A 22,168-nucleotide genomic window follows, 5' to 3' on the forward strand; every position below is an offset into this window, starting at 1 on the left:
CTGACCATACTCAAGGTCGATTCCTTTGATCCTCGCGGAGACCTCAGCATGAGCAAGGCCCTGTTGGAACGCCTCGGCGTTCCTGCCCAGCATTACACCCACGGCGACCATCTGGTGCATTCCCCCATCGATGGCAGCCAGCTGGGTAGTGTCGCCCTGGAAAGCGCCGCCGAGGTGGAGCAGAAGATCTCCCGTGCCGAGCGTGCCTTCCAGGCCTGGCGCGCGGTGCCGGCGCCGCGGCGCGGCGAGCTGGTGCGTCTGCTGGGCGAGGAGTTGCGGGCACACAAGGCCGACCTCGGCGAGCTGGTGTCCTGGGAGGCCGGCAAGATCACCCAGGAAGGCCTGGGCGAAGTCCAGGAGATGATCGATATCTGCGATTTCGCCGTGGGCCTGTCACGTCAGCTTTATGGTCTGACTATTGCTTCCGAGCGCCCCGGCCACCATATGCGTGAGACCTGGCAACCGTTGGGCGTGGTCGGAATCATCAGCGCCTTCAACTTCCCGGTGGCGGTCTGGTCCTGGAACGCCGCCCTGGCGCTGGTCTGCGGCAATCCGGTGATCTGGAAGCCGTCGGAGAAGACTCCGCTGACCGCGCTGGCCTGCCAGGCGTTGTTCGAGAAGGCCCTGGCCCGCTTCGGCGAGGCCCCGGCGGACCTGAGCCAGGTGGTCATCGGTGATCGCGCCGCAGGCGAAGCCCTGGTGGACGATCCGCGGGTAGCACTGGTAAGTGCCACGGGTAGCACCCGCATGGGACGTGAGGTTGGACCTCGGGTTGCGGCGCGCTTCGGGCGCAGTATTCTGGAGCTGGGCGGCAACAACGCCATGGTGCTCGCGCCGAGCGCCGATCTGGACATGGCCGTGCGTGCCATCCTGTTCAGCGCCGTCGGTACCGCCGGGCAGCGTTGTACCACCCTGCGCCGGCTGATTGCCCACCGTTCGGTGAAGGCCGAGATCGTCGAGCGACTCAAGACCGCCTATGCCAAAGTCCGCATCGGCCATCCGCTGCAGGGCAATCTGATCGGCCCCTTGATCGATGCCGCCAGCTTCCAGGCCATGCAGGGGGCGCTGGAGCAGGCCCGTGGCGAGGGTGGAGTGGTCTTCGGCGGCGAACGCCAGCTGGCTGAGCAGTACCCCAACGCCTATTACGTGGCACCAGCCATTGTCGAGATGCCGGAGCAGAGCGAGGCGGTGCGCCACGAGACCTTCGCGCCCATTCTCTATGTGCTGACCTATGACGACTTCGACGAAGCGGTGGCGCTGAACAACGCCGTGCCCCAGGGGCTGTCGTCCTGCATCTTCACCACCGACGTGCGCGAGGCCGAAGCCTTCATCTCGGCGACCGGCAGTGACTGCGGCATCGCCAACGTCAATATCGGCCCGAGCGGCGCCGAGATCGGTGGCGCCTTCGGCGGCGAGAAGGAGACCGGCGGCGGTCGCGAGTCCGGCTCGGATGCCTGGAAGGCCTACATGCGCCGGCAGACCAATACCGTCAACTATTCGCGCGAGCTGCCGCTGGCCCAGGGCATCGTGTTCGACTGAGTCGCCCAGCCAGGAGCGCACGGGAATGCAGTTGCGTGAGGAATGCCTGTGGGAGCGGCTCTATCCGGCAATGCCGGGGACGCCATTGCGGGCTGATATCGACGTCGAGGTGTGCGTCATCGGCGCTGGCTTCACCGGTCTCTCTACCGGCCTGCACCTGGCGCAGGCCGGGCGTCGAGTGGTGGTGCTGGAGGCCCATGGCGTCGGTCATGGCGGCTCCGGCCGCAATGTCGGACTGGTCAATGCCGGCATGTGGATTCCACCGGACGAGGCGGTGGCTACGCTCGGCCAGGAGGTAGGCGAGCGCCTGCTGGCGGTGATGGGCGATGCGCCGAGCCAGGTGTTCGCCCTCGTCGAGCGCTATGGCATCGACTGCCAGCCGCACCGGGCCGGCACCCTGCACATGGCGCACAGCGCCAAGGGCCTGGCCGATCTGGGGCGGCGTGCCGAGCAATGGCAGCGGCGCGGCGCCCGGGTCGAACTGCTGGAAGGCGAGGCCTGCTATACGGCGTGCGGTACCCGCGACATCAGCGGTGCCCTGCTCGATCATCGTGCTGGCACCCTGGTACCCATGGGTTACGCCCAGGGGCTGGCCAAGGCGCTGCGCCAGGAAGGCGGGGAGCTGTTCGAGCAGACCGCGGTGCGGCAATTGCAACGGGTCGGCGCGCGCTGGCAGGTGGAGACCGATCAGGGCCGGGTCAGCGCCGACCAGGTGGTGATCGCCTCCAATGCCTATACCGAAGGCGAGTGGACCACCCTGCGCAAGCAGTTCTTCGCCGGCTATTACTATCAGGTGGCCTCGCGCCCGTTGGGACCCGAGGCGGATTTCATCCTGCCCCAGGGACGAGGCTCGTGGGATACCCGTACGGTGCTGAGCAGCATCCGTCGCGATGCCGACGGTCGGCTGCTGCTGGGCAGCCTCGGCAACATGGCCGGGCGCCCCGCCAGCTTCATCCGGGCCTGGGCGGATCGCATCCAGCGCCACTATTTTCCCGCGCTCGGGCAGGTGGACTGGGAGTGCACCTGGACCGGTCGGATCGCCTTCACCCCGGATCATCTGATGCGCCTGTTCGAACCGGCGCCGGGACTGCTCGCGGTGACGGGCTACAACGGTCGCGGGGTGACTACCGGCACGGTCGTGGGGCAGGCTTTCGCCCGTTATCTGTGCAGCGGCGATCGCCAAGACTTGCCCATGCCGCTAGCGGGTCTGGATGCCAATCCGGTCGGGCAGTGGCGCAGCCTGATGTATGAGGCGGGCTTCACCCTCTATCACGCCGGGCAGTGCCTGCGGGTGGTGCTCTAGCCAGGCTGGCCATCCCGCGCGGCGCCTGCGGGCGATGATTTCCGGAGCGGCCGATTTGCGCATTCAACCCTGCGCAAATCGGCCGTTTTGCTTGGCGCGCCTTTCCCGCGGACCGGGCAGCGCAACGGCGCCGGCGGCGCCTCGTGTCCAATGGTTACTTTGGTGGCACGACGAGCGCAGGGTGTTACGTTTTGGTGCGAAACAGGTGCAACCGGGTTGCGATCAGGTAACAAACGTTGCTGCCTTTCGGTGGGGGTCGTCATCGACAGGGCGCTTTACTCTGACTTATCAGTGGCCTACGACCAAAGTCTCAAGAGCGCCCAGGGTGCACTGGCTGCGGCCTCAGCCGCAGCCGACAGGGCCCTTCGCTCGCTGCATCGGTGGCAAATCGCCTGTGCACGGTGCACACAGATGGGTGATGGCACAGGCTTTGCTCCGGCGAAAAGGCCAACCACCCTCTGGAGCAAACCTCCCATGTCGAAGATTTACAGAAAAGGCATTCTGGCTCTCGCTATCGGTTCTGCGTTCACTCTCTCCTCCCTGGCGCATGCCGACATCGTGATCGGTGTGGCGGGTCCCTACACCGGGGCCAGCGCCGCCTACGGCGAGCAGTTCTGGAAGGGTGCTACCCAGGCCGCGGAGGACATCAACGCCGCCGGTGGCATCAATGGTGAGAAGATCAAGCTGGTGCAGGGCGATGACGCCTGCGAGCCCAAGCAGGCCGTGGCCGTGGCCAACCGCCTGGTGGACTCCGAGAAGGTCAAGGCCGTGATCGGTCACTTCTGCTCGTCCAACACCATGCCCGCCTCGGAGATCTACGACGAAGCCGGCATCATCTCCATCACCCCGGCGTCCACCAACCCCAAGATCACCGAGCGTGGCCTGGCGGGCGTGTTCCGCATGTGCGGTCGTGACGACCAGCAGGGCATCGTCGCCGGCGACTACATCGTCGACGTGCTCAAGGCCAAGAAGGTCGCCATCATCCACGACAAGGACACCTACGGTCAGGGCCTGGCCGATGCCACCAAGGCGCAGCTCAACAAGCGCGGCGTGAAAGAGGTGCTCTACGAGGGCCTGACCCGCGGCGAGAAGGACTTCAACTCCCTGGTCACCAAGATCCGTGCCTCCGGCGCCGACGTGGTCTACTTCGGCGGCCTGCACCCCGAGGCCGGCCCGCTGGTCCGCCAGATGCGGGAGCAGGGCGTGACCGCCAAGTTCGTCTCCGGCGACGGCATCGTCTCCGCCGACCTGGTCACCACCGCCGGTGGTCCCCAGTACACCAAGGGCGTGCTGATGACCTTTGGCGCCGATCCGCTGCAGAACCCGGCGGGCAAGACCGTGGTGGAAACCCTGCGCAAGGCCGGCTACGAGCCCGAGGGCTACACCCTCTACTCCTACGCCTCCCTGCAAGCCGTGGCCGCTGCCTTCAACGGCATCAAGGGCACCGACGGCGCCAAGGCCGCCGAATGGCTGAAGTCCCACAGCGTCAACACCGTCCTGGGTGAGAAGAGCTGGGACAGCAAGGGCGACCTCAAGGTCTCCGACTACGTGATGTACGAATGGGACGACAAGGGCAAGTACCACCAGCTGCCCTGATCCTCGCGTGAATCCGCCAGCCGCCGTCTCGTCTCCGCCCCAGGACGAGGCGGCGGGTGGCGGCCCTCGTCATCCATCCAGCGCGAGACTGCAAACGTGGACGGTATCTTCCTGCAACAACTGGTCAACGGCCTGACCCTGGGCTCGGTCTACGGACTCATCGCCATCGGCTACACCATGGTCTATGGCATCATCGGCATGATCAACTTCGCCCATGGCGACGTGTACATGGTGTCGGCCTATCTCGCCGCCATCGGCATCGCCGTGCTGAGCGTCTTCGGCCTGCATTCCTTCCCGGTGCTGATCCTCGGCACCCTGATCTTCACCGTGGTGGTCACCTCCGTGTACGGCTGGGCCATCGAACGGATCGCCTACAAGCCGCTGCGCAACTCCACGCGCCTGGCCCCGCTGATCTCCGCCATCGGCATGTCGCTGATCCTGCAGAACTACGTGCAGCTCGCCCAGGGCGCGCGCCAGCAGGGGGTACCGACGCTGCTCGACGGTGCGCTGCGCCTGCACATCGGTGATGGCTTCGTGATCATCACCTACACCAAGATCTTCATCATCCTGGCGTCCATCATCGGCATGGGCCTGCTCACCTACGTGATCCAGAAGACCACCCTCGGCCGCATGTGCCGGGCCACCCAGCAGGATCGCAAGATGGCGCAGATCCTCGGCATCAACACCGACCGGGTGATTTCCTACGTCTTCATCATCGGCGCGGCCATGGCGGCGCTGGCCGGGGTGCTCATCACCCTCAACTACGGCACCTTCGACTTCTATGCCGGCTTCATCATCGGCATCAAGGCCTTCACCGCGGCGGTGCTCGGCGGGATCGGCTCGCTGCCCGGCGCCATGCTCGGCGGCATCATCCTCGGCATCTCCGAAGCCCAGTTCGCCAGCCTGGTGAACTCGGACTACAAGGACGTCTTCAGCTTCTCGCTGTTGGTGGCGATCCTGATCTTCCGGCCCCAGGGGCTGCTCGGCAAACCCCAGGTCACGAAGGTGTAATCCATGAGTCAGACGTCTTCCTCCTTCGACCTCAAGGTCGTGCTGCGTGACACCCTCATGGTGGGCCTGGTCTCGCTGATCCTGTTCGGCCCCATCGTCGGCATCGTGCTCGATGGCTACGGCTACAACCTCGAGCCCGGCCGGGTCGGCGTCATGGTCGCCGTGGTCATGGCCGGCCGCTTCCTGCTCAGCCTGTTCGGCCAGACCACCAAGGGGCGCGACTGGATCGAGTCCTTCAAGCGCAACGACGGTGGCGTCCACGTGCTGCCGCCGGGACACAAGTCCAACCTCAGATTCATTTTGCCCATCATCATCCTGGTGGCCATCGCCTTTCCCTTCCTTGCCACCAAGTACTGGCTGACGGTGATCATCCTCTGCCTGATCTACGTGCTGCTGGGCCTGGGCCTGAACATCGTGGTGGGCCTGGCCGGTCTGCTCGACCTCGGCTACGTCGGCTTCTATGCCATCGGCGCCTACGGCCTGGCGTTGGGTTACCAGTACCTGGGGCTGGGCTTCTGGACCATGCTGCCGCTGGCGGCGGTAATGGCCGCGGTGGCGGGGGCGATACTGGGCTTCCCGGTCTTGCGAATGCACGGGGATTATCTCGCCATCGTCACCCTCGGCTTCGGCGAGATCATCCGCCTGGTGCTCAACAACTGGCTGGAAGTGACCAAGGGCCCCAACGGCATCGCCGCGCCTTCGCCGACCTTCTTCGGCATCGAGTTCGGACGCCGGGCGAAGGAGGGCGGGGTGCCCATCCATGAGCTGCTGGGCATCAGCTACAACCCCAACGCGACGATGATCTTCATCTACACCGTGCTGTTCCTGGTGGTGCTGCTGGTGCTCTACATCAAGCACCGCCTGACCCGCATGCCGGTCGGTCGCGCCTGGGAAGCCCTGCGCGAAGACGAGATCGCCTGCCGCGCCATGGGTCTGAACCACGTGCTGGTCAAGCTCTCGGCCTTCATGATCGGCGCCTCCACCGCGGGCCTGGCCGGGGTGTTCTTCGCCACCTACCAGGGCTTCATCAACCCGGCCTCGTTCAACTTCTTCGAGTCGGTGCTGGTGCTGGCCATCGTGGTGCTGGGCGGCCTGGGCTCCACCGTCGGGGTGGTGGTCTCGGCCTTCGTCATGACCCTGCTGTTCGAACTGCTGCGTGAATTCGGCGACATCCGCATGCTGGTGTTCGGCGTGCTGATGGTGGTGATGATGATGTGGCGGCCGCGTGGCCTGATCCGTATCGCCCGTAGTGGCTTCGCGATTCGCAAGGGAGTGGCGCCGTGAGCGACAACATTCTGACCGTGAGCGGTCTGGGCATGAGATTCGGTGGCATCAAGGCGCTGTCGGACGTGTCCTTCGATATCAAACGGCACTCCATCACCGCCCTGATCGGTCCCAACGGCGCCGGCAAGACCACGGTGTTCAACTGCCTGACCGGTTTCTACAAGGCCACCGATGGCGAGATTCGCCTGGATACCGCCGATGGTCGTTCGACCCGCGTCGGCAAGATCATGGGCGAGCGCTTCCGGGCCGCCGACTTCGTCAATCCGGTGCAGTTCGGCAGCCGGCTCTGGTACAAGATGTTCGGCGGCACCCACCTGGTGAACCGCGCCGGTCTCGCCCGTACCTTCCAGAACATCCGCCTGTTCAAGGAGATGTCGGTGGTGGAGAACCTGCTGGTGGCGCAGCACATGCAGTGCAACCGCAACCTGATCACCGGCATTATCAACACCCCTGGCTATCGCCGCGCCGAGGAAAAGGCCCTGGACACGGCCTTCTACTGGCTCGAAGTGGTGGACCTGGTCGATCACGCCAACCGCCTGGCCGGCGAGCTCTCCTACGGCCAGCAGCGTCGCCTGGAAATCGCCCGCGCCATGTGCACCCGTCCGGAGATCGTCTGCCTGGACGAACCCGCCGCCGGTCTCAATCCGGCCGAGACCGAAGCCCTGGCGGGGATGATCAGCCTGCTGCGCGACCAGCACCGCATCACCGTGGTGCTGATCGAGCACGACATGGGCATGGTGATGAACATCTCCGACCACATCGTGGTGCTGGACCATGGCCAGGTCATCGCCCGCGGCCTGCCGGCCGACATCCGCAACGATCCCAAGGTCATCGCCGCCTACCTGGGTGCCGAAGAAGAGGAGGTGGCATGACCACGCCGATCCTGGAATTCCGCAACGTCGACGTCTTCTACGGGCCGATCCAGGCGCTGAAGAGCGTCTCCCTGACCATCAACGAAGGCGAGACGGTGAGCCTGATCGGCTCCAATGGCGCCGGCAAGTCCACCCTGCTGATGTCCATCTTCAGCCAGCCCCAGGCGCGCAACGGACAGATCCTCTACCGCGGCGAGGACATCACCCGCAAGAACGCCCACTACGTGGCCTCCAACGGCATCGCCCAGTCGCCGGAGGGGCGCCACGTGTTTCCCGACATGACGGTCGAGGAGAATCTGCTGATGGGGACCATCCCCATCGGCACCCGCTGGGTGGACGAGGACATGCAGCGCATGTTCGACCTCTTCCCGCGCCTCAAGGAGCGTCGCAACCAGCGCGCCATGACCATGTCCGGCGGCGAGCAGCAGATGCTGGCCATCGCCCGGGCGCTGATGGCGCGACCCAAGCTGCTGCTGCTCGACGAACCCAGCCTGGGCCTGGCGCCCATCGTGGTGAAGCAGATCTTCCAGATCCTCCGCGAGCTGGCGCAGAGCGGCATGACCATCTTCCTGGTGGAGCAGAACGCCAACCATGCCCTGCGCCTGTCCGACCGCGCCTATGTGATGGTCACCGGCGAGATCCGCATGACCGGCAGTGGCCAGGAACTGCTGGCCAATCCCCAGGTGCGCGAAGCCTACCTGGGCGGCCACTAGCGGTGGACGCGATCCGCGGTCGATCCCTGGTCGCGGGCCGGGCCCAGGGCCGCCTGGCCTGGGCGCCCCTGGGCCTGAGCTTCTGGGGTGGCGTCGATCCGGGCAGTGGCCGGGTGATCGATCGCCATCACCCGCTGCACGGCCTGGAACTGGCCGGGCGTATCCTGGCCATTCCCAGCGGTCGCGGCTCCTGCACCGGCAGCGCCGTGCTGCTGGAGCTGTTGCTGGCGGGACGCGGACCGGCAGCGCTGGTGTTGGCCGAGCCCGACGAGATCCTCAGCCTGGGGGCCATCGTCGCGGAAGAGCTCTTCGGTCTTTCGTTGCCGGTGGTCAGCCTGGGTGCCGAGGCCTTCGCGACGCTAGCCGAGCACGATGAAATCGCCGTGAGCGACGGCTGGATCGGCGTGCCGGGGCGTGTCTTTCCCGGAAGTCACCCGGATGACAGCGCTGAACTCCAGCTCAGCGCGACCGACCAGGCCAAGCTGGCCGGTGCCCAGGGTCAGGCCGTCCAGGCGGCCATGAAGATCCTGGTGCGCATGGCGCGTCTGCAAGGCGCCCGCGAATTGCTCGACATCACCCAGGCGCACATCGACGGCTGCATCTACACCGGTCCGGCCAGCCTCGCGTTCGCCCAGCGGCTGGTAGCGTGGGGCGGTCGGGTACAGGTACCTACCAGTCTCAACGCGGTATCGGTGGATCAGCGCCGCTGGCGCGAGCAGGGCGTCGATCCGGTGCTGGGCGAGCCGGCCAGTGCCCTGGCCGAGGCCTATGTGGCCCTGGGCTGCCGGCCTACCTTTACCTGCGCGCCCTATCTGCTGGACAGCGCTCCAGCCTTGGGCGAGCAGGTGGTCTGGGCCGAATCCAATGCCGTGGTCTTCGCCAACAGCGTGCTCGGTGCGCGTACCCAGAAATACGCCGACTTCCTCGACATCTGCACCGCCCTGACGGGTCGCGCACCCTTGGCCGGCTGCCATCTGGACAGTGGTCGGCGCGCGGCCAAGGTCTTCCGGGTCAGAGTGCCCGAGGGGCATGACGACGCCTTCTATCCACTGCTCGGCTACTGGATCGGCCTGCGTTCGCCCACACGGATCCCTGCGGTACTGGGTCTGGAAAACAGCCAGCCCAGTCGCGACGATCTCAAGGCCTTCGGTGCCGCCTTCGCCACTACCTCGGCGGCACCGCTGTTCCATCTGGTCGGGGTGACGCCCGAGGCGCCGACCCTGGCCGCGGTCGCCGCACCTGAACTGGCGATCGAAGACATAGATCTGGTGGCGTTGCGCCAGGCCTGGGCCGAACTGGACAGCGCCACCGCTCGCGACGTGCAGCTGATCGCTTTGGGCAATCCACATTTTTCCGCCGAGGAATGCCAGCGCCTGGCCGAGCTGTGCCGGGGACGGCACCGGCATCCCGGGGTAGCCGTGGTAATTACCCTCGGCCGTGAAGTACGCGCCAAGGCCGAACGCAACGGCACCTTGGCGGAGTTGGAGGCCTTTGGCGTCCAACTGGTGGGTGACACCTGCTGGTGCATGCTCGGTGAGCCCCTGGTGCCGCCCCAGGCGCGTACCCTGCTGACCAATTCCGGCAAGTTCGCTCATTACGGACCAGGCCTCACTGGTCGCGATCTGCGCTTCGCCGGACTGGCTGCCTGTGTCGAAGCGGCCTGCACCGGACTAGCGCCGGCCGAGCTGCCCGCCTGGCTGATCCGCGCGGACTTATCCACCTGAAGCCCGGTCCGAGTTCTGTACAGGAATTCCGTGGATCGTCCTGTGGATAAGCTTGGCATAGCCGGTCGTGAGGCCCAGGGCACCTGGCCTGGCGGGAACTGCTCAAAAAATCGCCAGGGCGCGGAAAACCGTGCAATACCAAGGCGTTATAACTGATCCGCTGGATTCCCGGCGATCTGAGTATTCGCCTGACCCATGACCCTGAGCTATCGTGGGCCTCGGCCAAACTCCCTCGCAGAAGGAATCTTTCATGTCTTCGATCTTCATCACCGGCGCCACCTCCGGCTTCGGCGCCGCCACCGCTCGCCGCTTCGCCAAGGACGGCTGGTCGATCGTCATCACCGGCCGCCGTGAGGATCGCCTGCACGCCCTGGCCGAGGAACTGTCCGGGCAGGCCAAGGTGCTGCCGCTGGTGCTGGACGTCCAGGATCGCGCGGCCGTGGAAGCCGCGGTCGCCGGCCTGCCGGAGGAATTCAACCAGCTGCGCGCCCTGGTCAACAACGCCGGTCTGGCGCTGGGCAACACGCCCGCCCAGAGCTGCGACCTGGACGACTGGGACACCATGGTCGATACCAACATCAAGGGCATGCTCTATTGCACCCGCCTGCTGTTGCCGCGACTGATCGCCCATGGCGCCGGTGCCGGTATCGTCAACCTGGGCTCGGTCGCAGGCGACTATCCCTATCCGGGCAGTCACGTCTATGGCGCTACCAAGGCCTTCCTCAAGCAATTCAGCCTGAGCCTGAGATCCGACCTCCTGGGCACCGGGGTACGGGTGACCAACATCGAGCCGGGCCTGTCGGAAAGCGAGTTCTCTGTGGTGCGTTTCGGGGGCGACAAGGCCAAGGCCGATGCCGTCTATGCCGGCACCGAACCCCTGACGCCGGACGACATCGCCGAGTCCATCCACTGGACGCTGAACCAGCCCAGGCATGTCAACATCAATCGCATCCAGCTGATGGCGACCTGCCAGGCGTTCAGCAACTTCAACATCCACCGCCAGGGCTAGAGCACCTTGACCGCCCGGCCGATGAACTGGATCGGCCCGGTGGGTCGACCGGTGGGCGAGCCGCCCTGGTCTTCCAGGGTGAGTTCGAACAGCTGGTTGGCTTCCAGCGGCGGCAGCCGGTCCAGCGGCACCTGCAGGGTACGCCCGGGCTGGACCAGACCCAGAGACACCGGGCCCTGCCAGGCATCGGCCTTGGTCCAGAATTGCAGGGTCTTGCCGCTCGGCACGGCATCGCGCCCAAGGGGAATCAGCTGCAGGTCATGGGCACTGGCGGTCTGGATCACCCAGCCCGGCGTCCGATCGCTGGGCGCTGCCAGCACCACCAGGTAGCTTGGCGTGGGGACCGGACGCATCAGCAACAGCGACGTGAGCACCAGGCTGGCGGCCAGTCCTGCCGCACTCAGGCCCTGCCAGAGCGCCAGCCGTTGCCACAGCGACTCGCGCCGGATGATGACCCGCGTGTCGGCCTCATCCAGACTGCGCTCGATGCGCGGCCACAGATTCGCGCCGGGCTCGACGGGTGGCACCCGCTCGGCCAGCGGCTGCAGCCGCGCCTCCCAGCGCGCCACGGCGGCGGCCAGCAGGGCGTCCGTCGCCAGCGCAACCTCCACGCGACGGCGCTGCTCGGCGTCCAGGGTACCGAGCACGTATTCGCCGGCCAGGCGCTCGCGGTCATCGTCAGGGGGCAGGGTGGCGTCGCCGTTCATGTCATGCACTCCCTCAGCGCCTTGAGACCGCGAGTGATCCAGCTCTTCACCGTACCCAGCGGCGCCTGCAGGCGCTGGGCGATCTCGCCATGGGAGCAGCCGTCCAGGTAGGCCGCCAGGATGGCCTCGCGACGCGGCGTTTCCAGGTTCTGCAGGCAGCCTTCCAGGCGGCTGCCCTCGGCCTGTCGCAGCGGGTCGGCGTGTTCGGCCAGGGGGTCCCATTCCTCGGCCAGGGGCACCAGGCGCTGGCGATCACGCAGGGTGTTGAGCGCCAGGTTGCGTGCCACGCTGCACATCCAGCCCCGCGCCGAACCGCGCTCCGGGGTGAAACCGACGGCGCCGCGCCAGATGCGCAGAAAGGCATCGTGGAGGATGTCCTCGGCCAGACCATGATCGCGCACCAGGCGCAGGACGACGCCCAGCAACAGGGGCGCCTCGTTCTGGTAAAGCCGCTGCAGAGCGGCGCGCTCGCCCCGGGCACAGGCGGCGAGCAGGGCGGCAGGGTCGTAGGGGCGGTCGGTCACGAGGGCGCGCCAGGCTGGGGACGCCAGGGTGGCGACCGGATCAGCCGAGCCTAGCCGATCCGCCCCCGGCTGTCCCCCTGGACCTCAGCGCCTGTTCACGATCTCGCGAGCTATAGCCAAGCAAGCGCAACGACCATCGGGAGTAACAACTAACGGCTGGCCCGCAGGGTGTGCGCCAGCGAATCAAATGCCTGAGGAAGCGGACCGGCCTCGCGCGCGAGTTTACGAGTGGTAAATGAGCATGGCGACGGGGCCGCCCAGGCGGGGCTGGCCTTCCAGGGCCTTTTCAACGCGGTTTGGCCGACGCGCAGCAGATCATGAACAGGATCTCAGCCCTTCTTCCAGAACAGATAGTCGGCCTGGTAATTCACGGTCTCGCGCTCGCCCTTGTTGGCCGCGGTGCAGGCCTTGGCCGGCGCGACGCCGCCCTTGAGCGCGGTGCGCTGGATGTAGGTCGTGCCCTGGAAGGCGCCCTTGCCGTCGGCGGGGGCGGCTTCCACCAGTTGATAGGGGAGGTTGCCTGCGCCAGCGGGGGCGATGGCCAGTTGCTTGCCGACCACCTTGGAACCATCGGTGGCCTCCCAGGTGGCGGGCGGTCCGTAGTAGCGGCCGACCAGGTTGCCCTGGCGGTCATGCAGGTCGGCCTTGGGGCCGACGAAGAACCATTCGGTCTGGCCAGGCATGTCCTTCTTGTCGCGGCACTCGTAGACGATGGTGCCCTTGCCCACGGTTTCCAGCATCTGGCTGTTGCCGGCGGGGACTCGAACGGCCTCGGGCAATTCGCTTTGTGCCAGTAGCGGGGCACTCAGGCAGGCGGTCAGGACCAGGATGCTGCAACGGCTGGAGATGTTGTTCATGCGCTTGCTCCGGATTGAGAGAGCCTGTTCAAAGTCTGCTGCGCGTCGGCCAAACGGCGTTGAAAAGGCCTTCGGAATGCTCATTTACCACTCGTAAACTCCGCTTCCTCAGGCCTTTTCGCCTTGTTTGGCTCTAGCTCGCGAGACTTTGAACAGGCTCAGAGAGGGGCACAGTCGGCTGGACTGTAGGGGCTATACCCGGCAGCCGGCGCTTTGGATGCAGCTGTCATCAAAAATTTTCAATCCATCGGCATAGTCGCGACCGCCTCACTGCTGAACCGCTCTGTCATGCGGCTCCTGTCAGCCCGCCGTCAGGCTGGTTTCAGCGATCCCTAAGGTTATTCGGTGATAGTGGCGCCGGGTCTTGCGCCCTCTTCCCCAGCCAGCCGGAGTCCTGCCGCGTGTCGTCCATCCCGAGCCCGGCGCGTCTGCGCCTCGAAAGTCTGGCGCTGTGTCTGCTGGCGGTACCCCTGTTCACCCTGGGCCTCTGGGAGCAACCCTTCATCGGTTTCGACGGCCGCTTCGCGCTGTTCGCCCAGGAGATGTTCCGCCATGGGGTCAGTGCCTTCCCGACCAGCTACGGGCAGCCCTATCCCGACTATCCCGCCACCTCGACACTGTTCATCAACGTCATCGCCCACCTCTTCGGCGAGGTCAATCGGCTGGCCACGGTGATCCCCACCGCTCTGGCCTCGGCCGCTATCGTCGGCCTGCTCTATCGGCTGCTGGCCAGCCATTCGCGGCGGTGGGCGCTGCTGGCGGTGCTGGTGCTGTTGCTCACCAACGGCTTTCTCGCCAAGGCCCGCTCCATCTGTCTCGACCAGTTCGTCACCCTGGCGGCATTGGGCTGTTTCTACCTGCTGTGGAGCGCCGACCAGCGCGGCCTGCCCCGGCGGCGGGCGCTGGTCTTCCTGTACCTGGCGGCGGGCTTCGCCGTGCGCGGGCCACTGGGGCTGATCGAGCCCTGTGGCGTGGTCTGCGTCTACTGGCTGCTGCAGGGCGACTGGCGGCGCAGCTTCGGCTACGGGCTGACCGGGGCGCTGTTGCTGGCGCTGTGCTGTGCCGTGCTGTTCGGCCTGGCCTGGCATACCGGGGGGCTGCCCTTCGTCGAGGACGTGATCCGCATGCAGGTGTCCGGTCGGCTGGACGACACCGACGGCGCGGGCTATCCCTGGTGGTACTTCCTGCAACTGGGCCTCTATCGCTACGCCCCGGCCTTTCCCCTGGCGCTGCTCGCCTTGCCGACCCTGAGGCGCCATTGGCTCTTGCGCCAGCAGCAGGTGGAGAGTCGCCTGCTGGTGCAACTGGCCGGTTTCGCCGTGCTCATCGTGGTGGCGTTGTCGATCCCCACGTTCAAGAAACCCTATTACATCCTGCCGGCGATCCCGGCCTGCGCTGCCCTCGGTGCCTGGGTGCTGTTGCAGGGCCAGGGGGTGCTGGCCTGGGTACGGCGACTGTTCCTGCCCCTGCTGGTGATCTTCCCAGTGGTGCTCGGAGTGCTGGTCAAATTGCAGCAACCGAAGCTCCAGGCCGCCGGCTGGTGGCCGCCACTGGACCTGCGCCTGTTGCTGGGAGGCTTCGGCATCCTCGCGCTGTTCGCCCTGCTGGCGGCCTGGCGCGAGCGCGGCGCCTTCCAGCTGGGCATGCCGCTGGCCGCCGCTGCCCTGGCGCAATGGCTGCTGGTGGTGCTGGCGCTGGACCCGATGCAGGCGCTGCGCTACGACACCCGCGCCTTCGTCACTCGCCTGGAGAGCCTGCGTCAAGGCGAGCCGGGCCAACTGGTGTTCTTCGGCCTGGGCCAGGACACCAAGGCCTTCCGCTACCTGATGAATCTCGACTACGACGTGCCCATGCCGGTGTTCGTCGACGTTGGCCAGCCCGGGCAACTGGCGCAGGTCGCCCGGCCCGCCTACGTGTTGCTCGACGCCGACAGCCAGGCGGCCTTGGCCGGTACCCCGCTGGGCCGCCGCCAGCCGGTGCTGGATGGCCGCTTCAATGACAATCGCTGGCAGGCCTACTACCTGCCTTGAGGCCCGCGCCATGACCGACTCGCCCGATTTTCATCGTCGCCGGCTGTGCCTGGCCCTGGCCGGTCTGCCGCTGCTGGCCGCCTGCAAGCCGACCCAGGGCTATGGCCTGGCAGAGCGCCGGTCCCTCTGGTTCGAGGACCATAGGTTCACTCCGGTGAAGCCCATGGCTTCGGCCAGCAGCTTCGTCCTCGGGGTGCTGCCCGATACCCAGTACTACAGCGAGAACAACTTCGAGATGACGCGCACCGGCAAGCGGGTGGACCGTTATCCAGGACTCGGCTATCCACCCGCGCTGGCCTTTCACGCCCAGACCCACTGGTTGGCGAAGAACGCCGGGGCGCTGAACATGCCCTTCGTGGTGCACCTGGGTGACCTGGTCGAGGATGCCGAGCAACACGGTGAATGGCGCCTGGCCAGCCAGGCCATGGCACGTCTGGAGCGAGCCGGTCTGCCCTACAGTGTCATGACCGGCGATCACGATGTCATCGCACTCTACACCGAGGATCGCCTGCGTGACGGCAGCGAGCTGTTCACCCAATACTTCAGTCCGGAGCGGGCGGCGCGGCAGAGCACCTTCCTCGAACGCGACGCCACCGGTCTCAACGAAGCCCATCGCTTCGTGGCCCTCGGCCAGGGCTTCCTGCTGCTGACCCTGGACTGGTTCCCGTCGGAGCAGTCACTGGCCTGGGCCCAGTCGGTGCTGGATCGTTATCCGCACCTGCCCACCATCCTGGCCTCGCACAACATCGTCGACCTGGTGAACGGCCAGGCAGTACTCTCGAACCGGCGCAACGACACGGGCGTGCGGCTGTGGAATCGCTTGATCCGGCGCAACGACCAGATCTTCCTCACGCTCAATGGACACAACCACGGCAGCGGTCACCTGCGTTTGGCCAACGACTTCGGCCATCCGGTGGATCTCCTGCTGATCAACTACCAGACCGAGTACGCCGGCGGTAACGGCCTGCTGCGCCTGCTGGAGCTGGACCTGGCGCGGGGGCGGCTGGAAGCCTTCACCTATTCGCCGTGGGTCGCCTATCGCCAGCAGAGCGGCGACCTGCCCGTGCGCCTGGGCAGCGACCCGCGCGACACCTATTCCGCCGAGGTGCTGGCGCCCCTGGCGTCGCCGCAGTTCGATAACCGATTCGTCTTGGAAATGGACTTCGCCACGCGCTTCGCCGGCTTTGGCGGCTATACCGCGCTGTTGCCGACGGTGGCGGACGAGAGCGTGCTGGCGCGGTTGCGCCAGCAGCTGGGGATCGCCTGAGAGCCTGTTTAAAAGGCTTAGGCGGCTAACAGCCAGCCCCCGGCCACGGCCGTGGCGACGCCGGCGAGTCGTACCAGCGGCGCTGCCGCCTGGGGCAGGTAGCGCACCATGGCATAGCCCAGGCCATGCAGGGCGGCGGTGGCGGCGACGAAACCGGCGGCATAGGCCCAGGGATTGCCCATTTCCGGCAGCTCCAGGCCATGGGCCACGCCGTGGAACAGCGCGAAGGCGGCGGTGAGGCCGGCCGCAGCGGCCACCGGCGGACGGGCAGCCAGGGCTACCAGTAGCCCCAGGGCCAGCACCGAGGCGGCGATGCCGGTCTCCAGGAAGGGCATCTCCATGCCGGTGAAGCCCAGCAGGCCACCGATCAGCATGGTGCCGACGAAGGTGCAGGGTAGTGCCAGGCGCGCCTTGCCCTGCTGCTGGGCGGCCCAGAGGCCCACGGCGAGCATGGCCAGCAGATGGTCGAGACCGGTCAGCGGATGCAGCACCCCGGCGGCCAGGCCGTTCTCGGCATGACCGGGGTGGGCGAAGGCCAGCGCCGGAGCGAGCAGCAGGGCGGCGGTGGCGAGGATCTTGGCGTGTTTCATGGTGGCTCCTTGAGAGTGAAATCCCGGACTCAGGCGGCGGTCAGCAGACCCTGCTTTTCGATGAAGGCGATGATCTCCTCCAGGCCCATGCCGGTCTTCTGGTTACTGAAGACGAAGGGCTTGTCGCCGCGCATCTTGCGGGTGTCGCGATCCATGACGTCCAGGGAGGCGCCGACCATCTCGGCCAGGTCGACCTTGTTGATCACCAGCAGATCCGACTTGCAGATGCCGGGGCCACCCTTGCGCGGCAGCTTGTCGCCGGCCGAAACGTCGATGACATAGAGGGTCAGGTCGGACAGCTCCGGGCTGAAGGTGGCGGAGAGGTTGTCGCCACCGGATTCCACCAGGATCAGGTCCAGGCCGGGAAAGCGCCGGTTGAGCTGGTCCACGGCCTCCAGGTTGATGGAGGCGTCTTCGCGGATGGCGGTATGCGGGCAGCCACCGGTCTCCACGCCGAGGATGCGCTCGGGCGCCAGGGCCTCATTGCGCACCAGGAAGTCGGCATCTTCGCGGGTGTAGATGTCGTTGGTCACCACCGCCAGGTTGTAGCGTTCGCGCAGGGCGCGGCAGAGGGCCAGGGTGAGGGCGGTCTTGCCGGAGCCGACCGGACCGCCGATACCGACGCGCAGGGGTTGGGTAGTCATCTGCAGATCTCCTAGGAACGGAACAGGCGGCTGTACTGCCGCTCGTGGGCCATGCTGGTGAGCGCGAGGCCGAAGGGGGCACCGCCCCAGGCCGCTTCGGGCAGATCAGCGGCCTGCTCGGCGGCGGCGGCCAGGGTCGGCAACAGGATGGAGGTGAGCCGCTGGGCCGCTTGCTGGCCCAGCGGCAGGGTTTTCATCAGCACCGCCAACTGGTTTTCCAGCCAGGTCCACAGCCAGGCATCCAGCGCGGCGCGCGGTGCGATCGCCCAGCTACGGGCCGCCAGGGCCCAGCCCAGGGCGAAGGTTGGCGCCAGCTCGGCCAGCAGCCGGCGACTGTCTTCATCCAGCTCCGGCAGGCCGAGCAACAGCTGCGCCAGTGAATAGCCGGTCTGGCGACTTTCCAGCTGGAATTCGGCGGTCTCTCGACTGGCGCGGTGGCGGTCGGCGAGCTCGCTCAGCCGCAGCCAGTCGCCCGCCGCCGCCGCCTCGCAATGGGCCAGCAGCAGCGGCGCCTCGAAGCGCGCCAGGTTGAGCTCGAGACTGTCGCGCAGCCAGGCCTCGGCGTCCGCCGCGGTGCGGATCAGGCCGCTGTCGATGGCCAGTTCCAGGCCCTGGGAGTAGCTGTAGCCGCCGATGGGCAGCTGGGGGCTGGCCAGGCGCAGCAGGGCAAAGGGCACCTTCACGTCCGGACGCCGAACTGGTGCAGCTTGGGTGCGTAGTTGAAGCCTTCCTCGCCGTGATGCGAGTGGTGGTGGCCGCCACCGTAGGCGCCATGCTCGGGCTGGAAGCCCGCCTCGATCTCGCTGACCTGGGCGCCGAGCTGCTCCAGCATGGCCTTGAGCACATAGTCGTCCAGCAGCCGCAGCCAGCCATCGCCGATCTGCAGGGCCACGTGGCGATTGCCGAGGTGGTAGGCGGCGCGGGTCAGCTCGAAGGCGCTGGCGCAGGTCACGTGCAGCAGCTTTTCCGGCCGGGCGACGACGCGCACGATGCGGCCATCGCGGGCTTCGAGAAAGTCGCCATCGGCCAGCGGAGGCTGACCGCGTTCGAGGAACAGGCCGACATCTTCACCCGCACTGCTCGTCGCTCTGAGGCGACTCTTGCTGCGGGCATCGAAGGTGAGATGGAGTTCGGCGTCCCAGGTATCCCGGGTCGCGCAACGGTTATGGATGACCAGCATGGCAAAACTCTTGGCAGTTATAGTCGTGCACTACAGCAAGGGGCCTGCCAAAGGCCGGATTCGGCTGCTGCAAGGGGCGAGGAAAGCTGACCGGACGATCAGTTTGCCTTTATTTGGTGCATCATCGCATTCGCCAGGCGGTCAATGCTTTCTTTTGGTGCGTCCTTGTTCTCCGCGCGCCGCCAGTGCTTGCTGCCGATCAGGATGAGCTTGAGCTGCTGCACCATCTTTGCCGCGGGCCACAGGTGTGGTGGCGTCAACTCCGGTGGCGAATCGATCAGTTCGGGCAGGGTGGCGAACACCGTCTTCACCACCAGGTCGGCCAGCACATCGATCTGCGCGGGTACCAGGTGCGGAAGCCGGCCCAGGGCGAGCAGGTCCCGCGCCAGATCCTGGGTGATGCGCTGGCGCAGCTCGGCGATGGCCTGGCGCACGGCCAGGGAACCGCCGTATTGCTCGCGGGCGAGGAAGAGGAACTGGTCGCGGTTGTCGTGCACGGCGCGGAGGAATATCTCCACCGAGGCCTCGATCATGCCGCGCTGCTGCAACTCGTGGTGTCTTACCTGGCGCAGGGCGTCGCGGAAGGTGTCGCCTACCTCCGCCACCAGCGCCAGACCGAAGGTTTCCATGTCGGCGAAATGGCGATAGAAACCCGCCGGGACGATCCCGGCCTGGCGGCTCACCTCGCGCAGACTGAGACTGCCGAAGCCACGACCGCTGTTCATCAGTAGACGCGCCGATTCCAGCAGCGCCTGGCGGGTTTGCAGCTTCTGCTGGGCACGAATCGACATGGGGAGATTCCAGGAGGCAAGGCGGCACTGTAACAAAGGAAGCCCCGACTGACTGCAAGGGTTTACCGCGACCGCTGGGTGGTAGTCTCTGCTTCCAGGCCCACCCTGCAGAGCGCCATGAATCTCGACAACCGCATCAAGTTTCGCCACCTGCTGTGTTTCCTGGAGATCGCCCAGCAGCGCAGTTTCGCCAAGGCGGCCGATGCCATCGCCGTATCCCAGCCGGCCATCTCCAAGACCATCCGCGAACTCGAGGACATCCTCGAGGTGCGGCTGTTCGAGCGCGGCAAGGGCGAGGTGACGCTCACCGAGGCGGGCCTGTTGTTCCTGCGCCACGCCGGCCCCTGCGTCCAGGCCCTGCGCGAGGGCATGCAACTGGTGCGTGGCGGCGAGGCGGGTGGCCTGGTACGGGTCGGTGTCCTGTCGACGGTGGAAAGCCAGGTACTGCCCGAGGTCCTGGCGCGGCTGCATGAGAGGTACCGGCAATTGATCGTCAACGTCGCCACCGGCCCCAGCGCCTACCTGCTCGGGCAATTGCGCGTCGGCGACCTGGATCTGGTGGTCGGCCGCATGACCGACAGCCCCGACATCCATGGCCTGAATTTCGAGCACCTCTATACCGAGGCCCTGACCCTGGTGGTCCGCCCGCAGCACCCGCTCAGCCAGGCCCTGCCGGCCGACCTGGCGACCCTGGCGCGCTATCCGCTGGTGCTGCCGTTGCCCGGCACCACCATCCGCCGCCATGCCGAAAGCCTGTTCGTGCAGTGCGGCATTCCGCTCAGTCCCCAGCGACTGGAGACCCTGTCACCGACCCTGAGTCGCCAGTACGTGCGCCAGAGCGATGCCTTGTGGATCGCGCCGCTGGATGCGGTACGCCGCGACCTGGCGACCGGCGAGCTGGTCGAGGTGCAGCTGGGCGTATGTGAAGCGGGTGGCTCGGTCGGCATCTGCCGCAACGGCAGCGTGCCCCTGTCCCTGGCTACCCAGAGATTCTGCGACGTGCTGCGCGAGGTGGCTGGGGAATTGACACTTAACCATTAGGTTATGGGCTGTGGCGCAGCTTTCAATTCAATCCGCGGCCGCGCTGCGCCACACTGGGATCAGCCACCCCTTGGCCCGATCCTTCCGTGGAGCATTCCAATGCATAACAAGCCCCACGACGTTCGCTACGTCGCCCGTGATCGCACCTGGCATCCCCAGGCTTATACCCCTGCCTACAAGTCCTCCATTCCACGCTCGCCACGTCAGGCGTTGGTGAGCCTGCAGCACCAGACCGCCTCCGAGCGCACCGGTCCGGATTTCTCGCGCCTGCCCATGGGGCCGCACGACAACGACCTGCTGCTCAACTTCGGTACCGGTCAACTGCCCCAGGGCGAGCGCATCATCCTGTTCGGCACCCTGCGCGACCAGTTCGGCAAGCCGGTACCCAATTCGCTGGTGGAGATCTGGCAAGCCAACGCTGGCGGTCGCTACCGGCACAAGAACGACGTCTACCTGGCGCCGCTCGATCCCAACTTCGGCGGCGTGGGCCGGACCCGCACCGACAGCCAGGGCAACTACGTCTTCCGCACCATTCGCCCAGGTCCCTATCCCTGGCGCAACGGCAGCAACGACTGGCGTCCGGCGCACATCCACGTCTCGGTCATGGGCCCGGCCATCGCCACCCGGCTGATCACCCAGCTGTACTTCGAAGGCGATCCGCTGATCCCGCTGTGCCCCATCGTCAAGGCCATCGCCAATCCGGATGCCGTCCAGACCCTCATCGCCCGCCTGGACATGAGCATGGCCAACCCCATGGACTGCCTGGCCTATCGTTTCGACATCGTCACCCGCGGTGCGCGGCAGACGTTCTTCGAACACCACTGAGGACGCCCGAGATGACGCCCAATCACCAAGCCTTGCTGCCGGAAACCCCCTCCCAGACCGCCGGGCCCTACGTCCACATCGGCCTGGCCCTGGCTGCCGCCGGCAACCCCACCCGCGAGGTCGAGATCTGGAACCAGCTGGCCAAGCCCGGCGCTCCCGGCGAGCACATCCTGCTCACCGGCCAGGTGTTCGATGGCAACGGCAACCTGGTGCGCGACTCCTTCCTGGAGTTCTGGCAGGCCGACCACGAAGGGAAATACGATCCGGTCTATGACGTGGAGAAGGCCTTCAACGGCTTCGGCCGCACCGCCACCACCTTCGACGCCGGCGACTGGACCCTGCATACCGTCAAGCCCGGCCAGGTCGTCGACCAGCGCGGCCAGCCCATGGCGCCGCACATCAACGTCACCCTGTTCGCTCGCGGCATCAACATCCACCTGCAGACACGTCTCTACTTCGACGACGAAGCCGAGGCGAACGCCCGCTGCCCGGTCTACAACCTGCCGGAGCCTGAGCGTCGGTCAACCCTGCTGGCCCGTCGCTGCAAGATCGATGGCCGCCTGGCCTATCGCTTCGACATCTACCTACAGGGCTCGCAGGAAACCGTCTTCTTCGATATCTGAACGAGGCAGACAGCAAAAAGCCCTGCCTAGGCAGGGCT

22 protein-coding genes are annotated in these 22,168 nt (G+C 66.4%); 14 read left to right on the forward strand and 8 right to left on the reverse strand.

Features of this window, described 5'->3' with window-relative positions; all coding sequences use genetic code 11:
- Positions 1–48 precede the first annotated feature (48 nt).
- The 9 genes from amaB (at position 49) to AR540_RS21235 (ending at position 11,051) form a co-directional block, all read left to right on the forward strand.
- The gene (amaB, locus tag AR540_RS21195) at positions 49–1,539 is read left to right on the forward strand and encodes an L-piperidine-6-carboxylate dehydrogenase (protein ID WP_059231848.1); all 1,491 of its coding nucleotides are present in this window, start codon (positions 49–51) and stop codon (positions 1,537–1,539) included.
- Positions 1,540–1,564: 25 nt separating this feature from the next.
- Positions 1,565–2,842 carry an L-pipecolate oxidase gene (gene amaA / locus AR540_RS21200; protein WP_059231850.1) on the forward strand — a complete coding sequence of 426 codons (1,278 nt, stop codon included), beginning with the start codon at positions 1,565–1,567 and terminating at the stop codon, positions 2,840–2,842.
- A gap of 474 nt (positions 2,843–3,316) precedes the next feature.
- Positions 3,317–4,438, forward strand: coding sequence for a branched-chain amino acid ABC transporter substrate-binding protein (locus tag AR540_RS21205; protein WP_059231852.1), 1,122 nt, complete (start codon positions 3,317–3,319; stop codon positions 4,436–4,438).
- Between the two features lie 96 nt (positions 4,439–4,534).
- Positions 4,535–5,449, forward strand: a complete 915-nt coding sequence (locus tag AR540_RS21210) for an ABC transporter permease subunit (RefSeq protein WP_059231854.1) — start codon at positions 4,535–4,537, stop codon at positions 5,447–5,449.
- A gap of 3 nt (positions 5,450–5,452) precedes the next feature.
- Positions 5,453–6,733, forward strand: coding sequence for a high-affinity branched-chain amino acid ABC transporter permease LivM (gene livM / locus AR540_RS21215; protein WP_059231856.1), 1,281 nt, complete (start codon positions 5,453–5,455; stop codon positions 6,731–6,733).
- Positions 6,730–7,605 (forward strand): ABC transporter ATP-binding protein, encoded by an 876-nt coding sequence (locus tag AR540_RS21220; protein WP_059231858.1) that lies wholly within the window; start codon positions 6,730–6,732, stop codon positions 7,603–7,605. The genes livM and AR540_RS21220 overlap by 4 nt, the downstream gene beginning before the upstream one ends.
- The gene (locus tag AR540_RS21225; RefSeq protein ID WP_059231860.1) at positions 7,602–8,318 is read left to right on the forward strand and encodes an ABC transporter ATP-binding protein; all 717 of its coding nucleotides are present in this window, start codon (positions 7,602–7,604) and stop codon (positions 8,316–8,318) included. Before AR540_RS21220 ends, AR540_RS21225 begins: the two co-directional genes overlap by 4 nt.
- A 2-nt stretch (positions 8,319–8,320) precedes the next feature.
- The gene (gene lhpI / locus AR540_RS21230) at positions 8,321–10,042 is read left to right on the forward strand and encodes a cis-3-hydroxy-L-proline dehydratase (RefSeq protein ID WP_059231862.1); all 1,722 of its coding nucleotides are present in this window, start codon (positions 8,321–8,323) and stop codon (positions 10,040–10,042) included.
- A gap of 250 nt (positions 10,043–10,292) precedes the next feature.
- Positions 10,293–11,051 carry an SDR family oxidoreductase gene (locus tag AR540_RS21235; protein WP_059231864.1) on the forward strand — a complete coding sequence of 253 codons (759 nt, stop codon included), beginning with the start codon at positions 10,293–10,295 and terminating at the stop codon, positions 11,049–11,051.
- Here AR540_RS21235 and AR540_RS21240 read toward each other — a convergent pair.
- The 3 genes from AR540_RS21240 to AR540_RS21250 all read right to left on the reverse strand — a co-directional run bounded on the left by AR540_RS21240 (position 11,048) and on the right by AR540_RS21250 (position 13,139).
- Positions 11,048–11,758: an anti-sigma factor gene (locus AR540_RS21240; protein ID WP_059231866.1), complete on the reverse strand. Its 711-nt coding sequence runs from the start codon at positions 11,756–11,758 to the stop codon at positions 11,048–11,050. The two genes, AR540_RS21235 and AR540_RS21240, sit on opposite strands and share 4 nt — an antisense overlap.
- Positions 11,755–12,282 (reverse strand): sigma-70 family RNA polymerase sigma factor, encoded by a 528-nt coding sequence (locus AR540_RS21245; RefSeq protein WP_059231868.1) that lies wholly within the window; start codon positions 12,280–12,282, stop codon positions 11,755–11,757. The genes AR540_RS21240 and AR540_RS21245 overlap by 4 nt, the downstream gene beginning before the upstream one ends.
- A 329-nt stretch (positions 12,283–12,611) precedes the next feature.
- Positions 12,612–13,139 carry a DUF3455 domain-containing protein gene (locus tag AR540_RS21250; protein WP_059231870.1) on the reverse strand — a complete coding sequence of 176 codons (528 nt, stop codon included), beginning with the start codon at positions 13,137–13,139 and terminating at the stop codon, positions 12,612–12,614.
- 401 nt (positions 13,140–13,540) lie between these two features.
- Between AR540_RS21250 and AR540_RS21255 the strand changes: the two genes are divergently transcribed.
- On the forward strand, positions 13,541–15,169 hold the full coding sequence (locus AR540_RS21255; protein WP_059231871.1) for an ArnT family glycosyltransferase: 1,629 nt from the start codon (positions 13,541–13,543) through the stop codon (positions 15,167–15,169).
- 10 nt (positions 15,170–15,179) lie between these two features.
- Positions 15,180–16,436, forward strand: a complete 1,257-nt coding sequence (locus tag AR540_RS21260; protein ID WP_059231873.1) for a hypothetical protein — start codon at positions 15,180–15,182, stop codon at positions 16,434–16,436.
- A gap of 17 nt (positions 16,437–16,453) precedes the next feature.
- On the opposite strand, the gene AR540_RS21265 is transcribed toward AR540_RS21260, so the two are convergent.
- The 5 genes from AR540_RS21265 to AR540_RS21285 all read right to left on the reverse strand — a co-directional run bounded on the left by AR540_RS21265 (position 16,454) and on the right by AR540_RS21285 (position 19,641).
- Entirely contained in the window at positions 16,454–17,026 is a 573-nt protein-coding gene (locus AR540_RS21265; protein WP_059231875.1) for a HupE/UreJ family protein, read from the reverse strand.
- A gap of 29 nt (positions 17,027–17,055) precedes the next feature.
- Complete coding sequence (gene ureG / locus AR540_RS21270; protein ID WP_059231877.1) at positions 17,056–17,670, reverse strand: urease accessory protein UreG; 615 nt, start codon at positions 17,668–17,670, stop codon at positions 17,056–17,058.
- Between the two features lie 11 nt (positions 17,671–17,681).
- Positions 17,682–18,353 carry an urease accessory protein UreF gene (locus AR540_RS21275; RefSeq protein WP_059231879.1) on the reverse strand — a complete coding sequence of 224 codons (672 nt, stop codon included), beginning with the start codon at positions 18,351–18,353 and terminating at the stop codon, positions 17,682–17,684.
- Positions 18,350–18,850: an urease accessory protein UreE gene (ureE, locus tag AR540_RS21280; protein WP_059231880.1), complete on the reverse strand. Its 501-nt coding sequence runs from the start codon at positions 18,848–18,850 to the stop codon at positions 18,350–18,352. The genes AR540_RS21275 and ureE overlap by 4 nt, the downstream gene beginning before the upstream one ends.
- Positions 18,851–18,948: 98 nt before the next feature.
- Positions 18,949–19,641 (reverse strand): TetR family transcriptional regulator, encoded by a 693-nt coding sequence (locus AR540_RS21285; RefSeq protein WP_059231882.1) that lies wholly within the window; start codon positions 19,639–19,641, stop codon positions 18,949–18,951.
- A gap of 117 nt (positions 19,642–19,758) precedes the next feature.
- On the opposite strand from AR540_RS21285, the gene pcaQ reads away from it, so the two are divergent.
- The 3 genes from pcaQ (at position 19,759) to pcaG (ending at position 22,130) form a co-directional block, all read left to right on the forward strand.
- The gene (gene pcaQ, locus AR540_RS21290) at positions 19,759–20,682 is read left to right on the forward strand and encodes a pca operon transcription factor PcaQ (RefSeq protein WP_059231884.1); all 924 of its coding nucleotides are present in this window, start codon (positions 19,759–19,761) and stop codon (positions 20,680–20,682) included.
- Positions 20,683–20,781: 99 nt separating this feature from the next.
- Complete coding sequence (gene pcaH / locus AR540_RS21295; RefSeq protein WP_059231886.1) at positions 20,782–21,507, forward strand: protocatechuate 3,4-dioxygenase subunit beta; 726 nt, start codon at positions 20,782–20,784, stop codon at positions 21,505–21,507.
- A gap of 11 nt (positions 21,508–21,518) precedes the next feature.
- On the forward strand, positions 21,519–22,130 hold the full coding sequence (pcaG, locus tag AR540_RS21300; RefSeq protein WP_059231889.1) for a protocatechuate 3,4-dioxygenase subunit alpha: 612 nt from the start codon (positions 21,519–21,521) through the stop codon (positions 22,128–22,130).
- Positions 22,131–22,168 lie beyond the last annotated feature (38 nt).

Origin of the sequence: Pseudomonas sp. EpS/L25 (assembly GCF_001512295.1) — a bacterium.
GTDB lineage: Bacteria > Pseudomonadota > Gammaproteobacteria > Pseudomonadales > Pseudomonadaceae > Chryseomonas.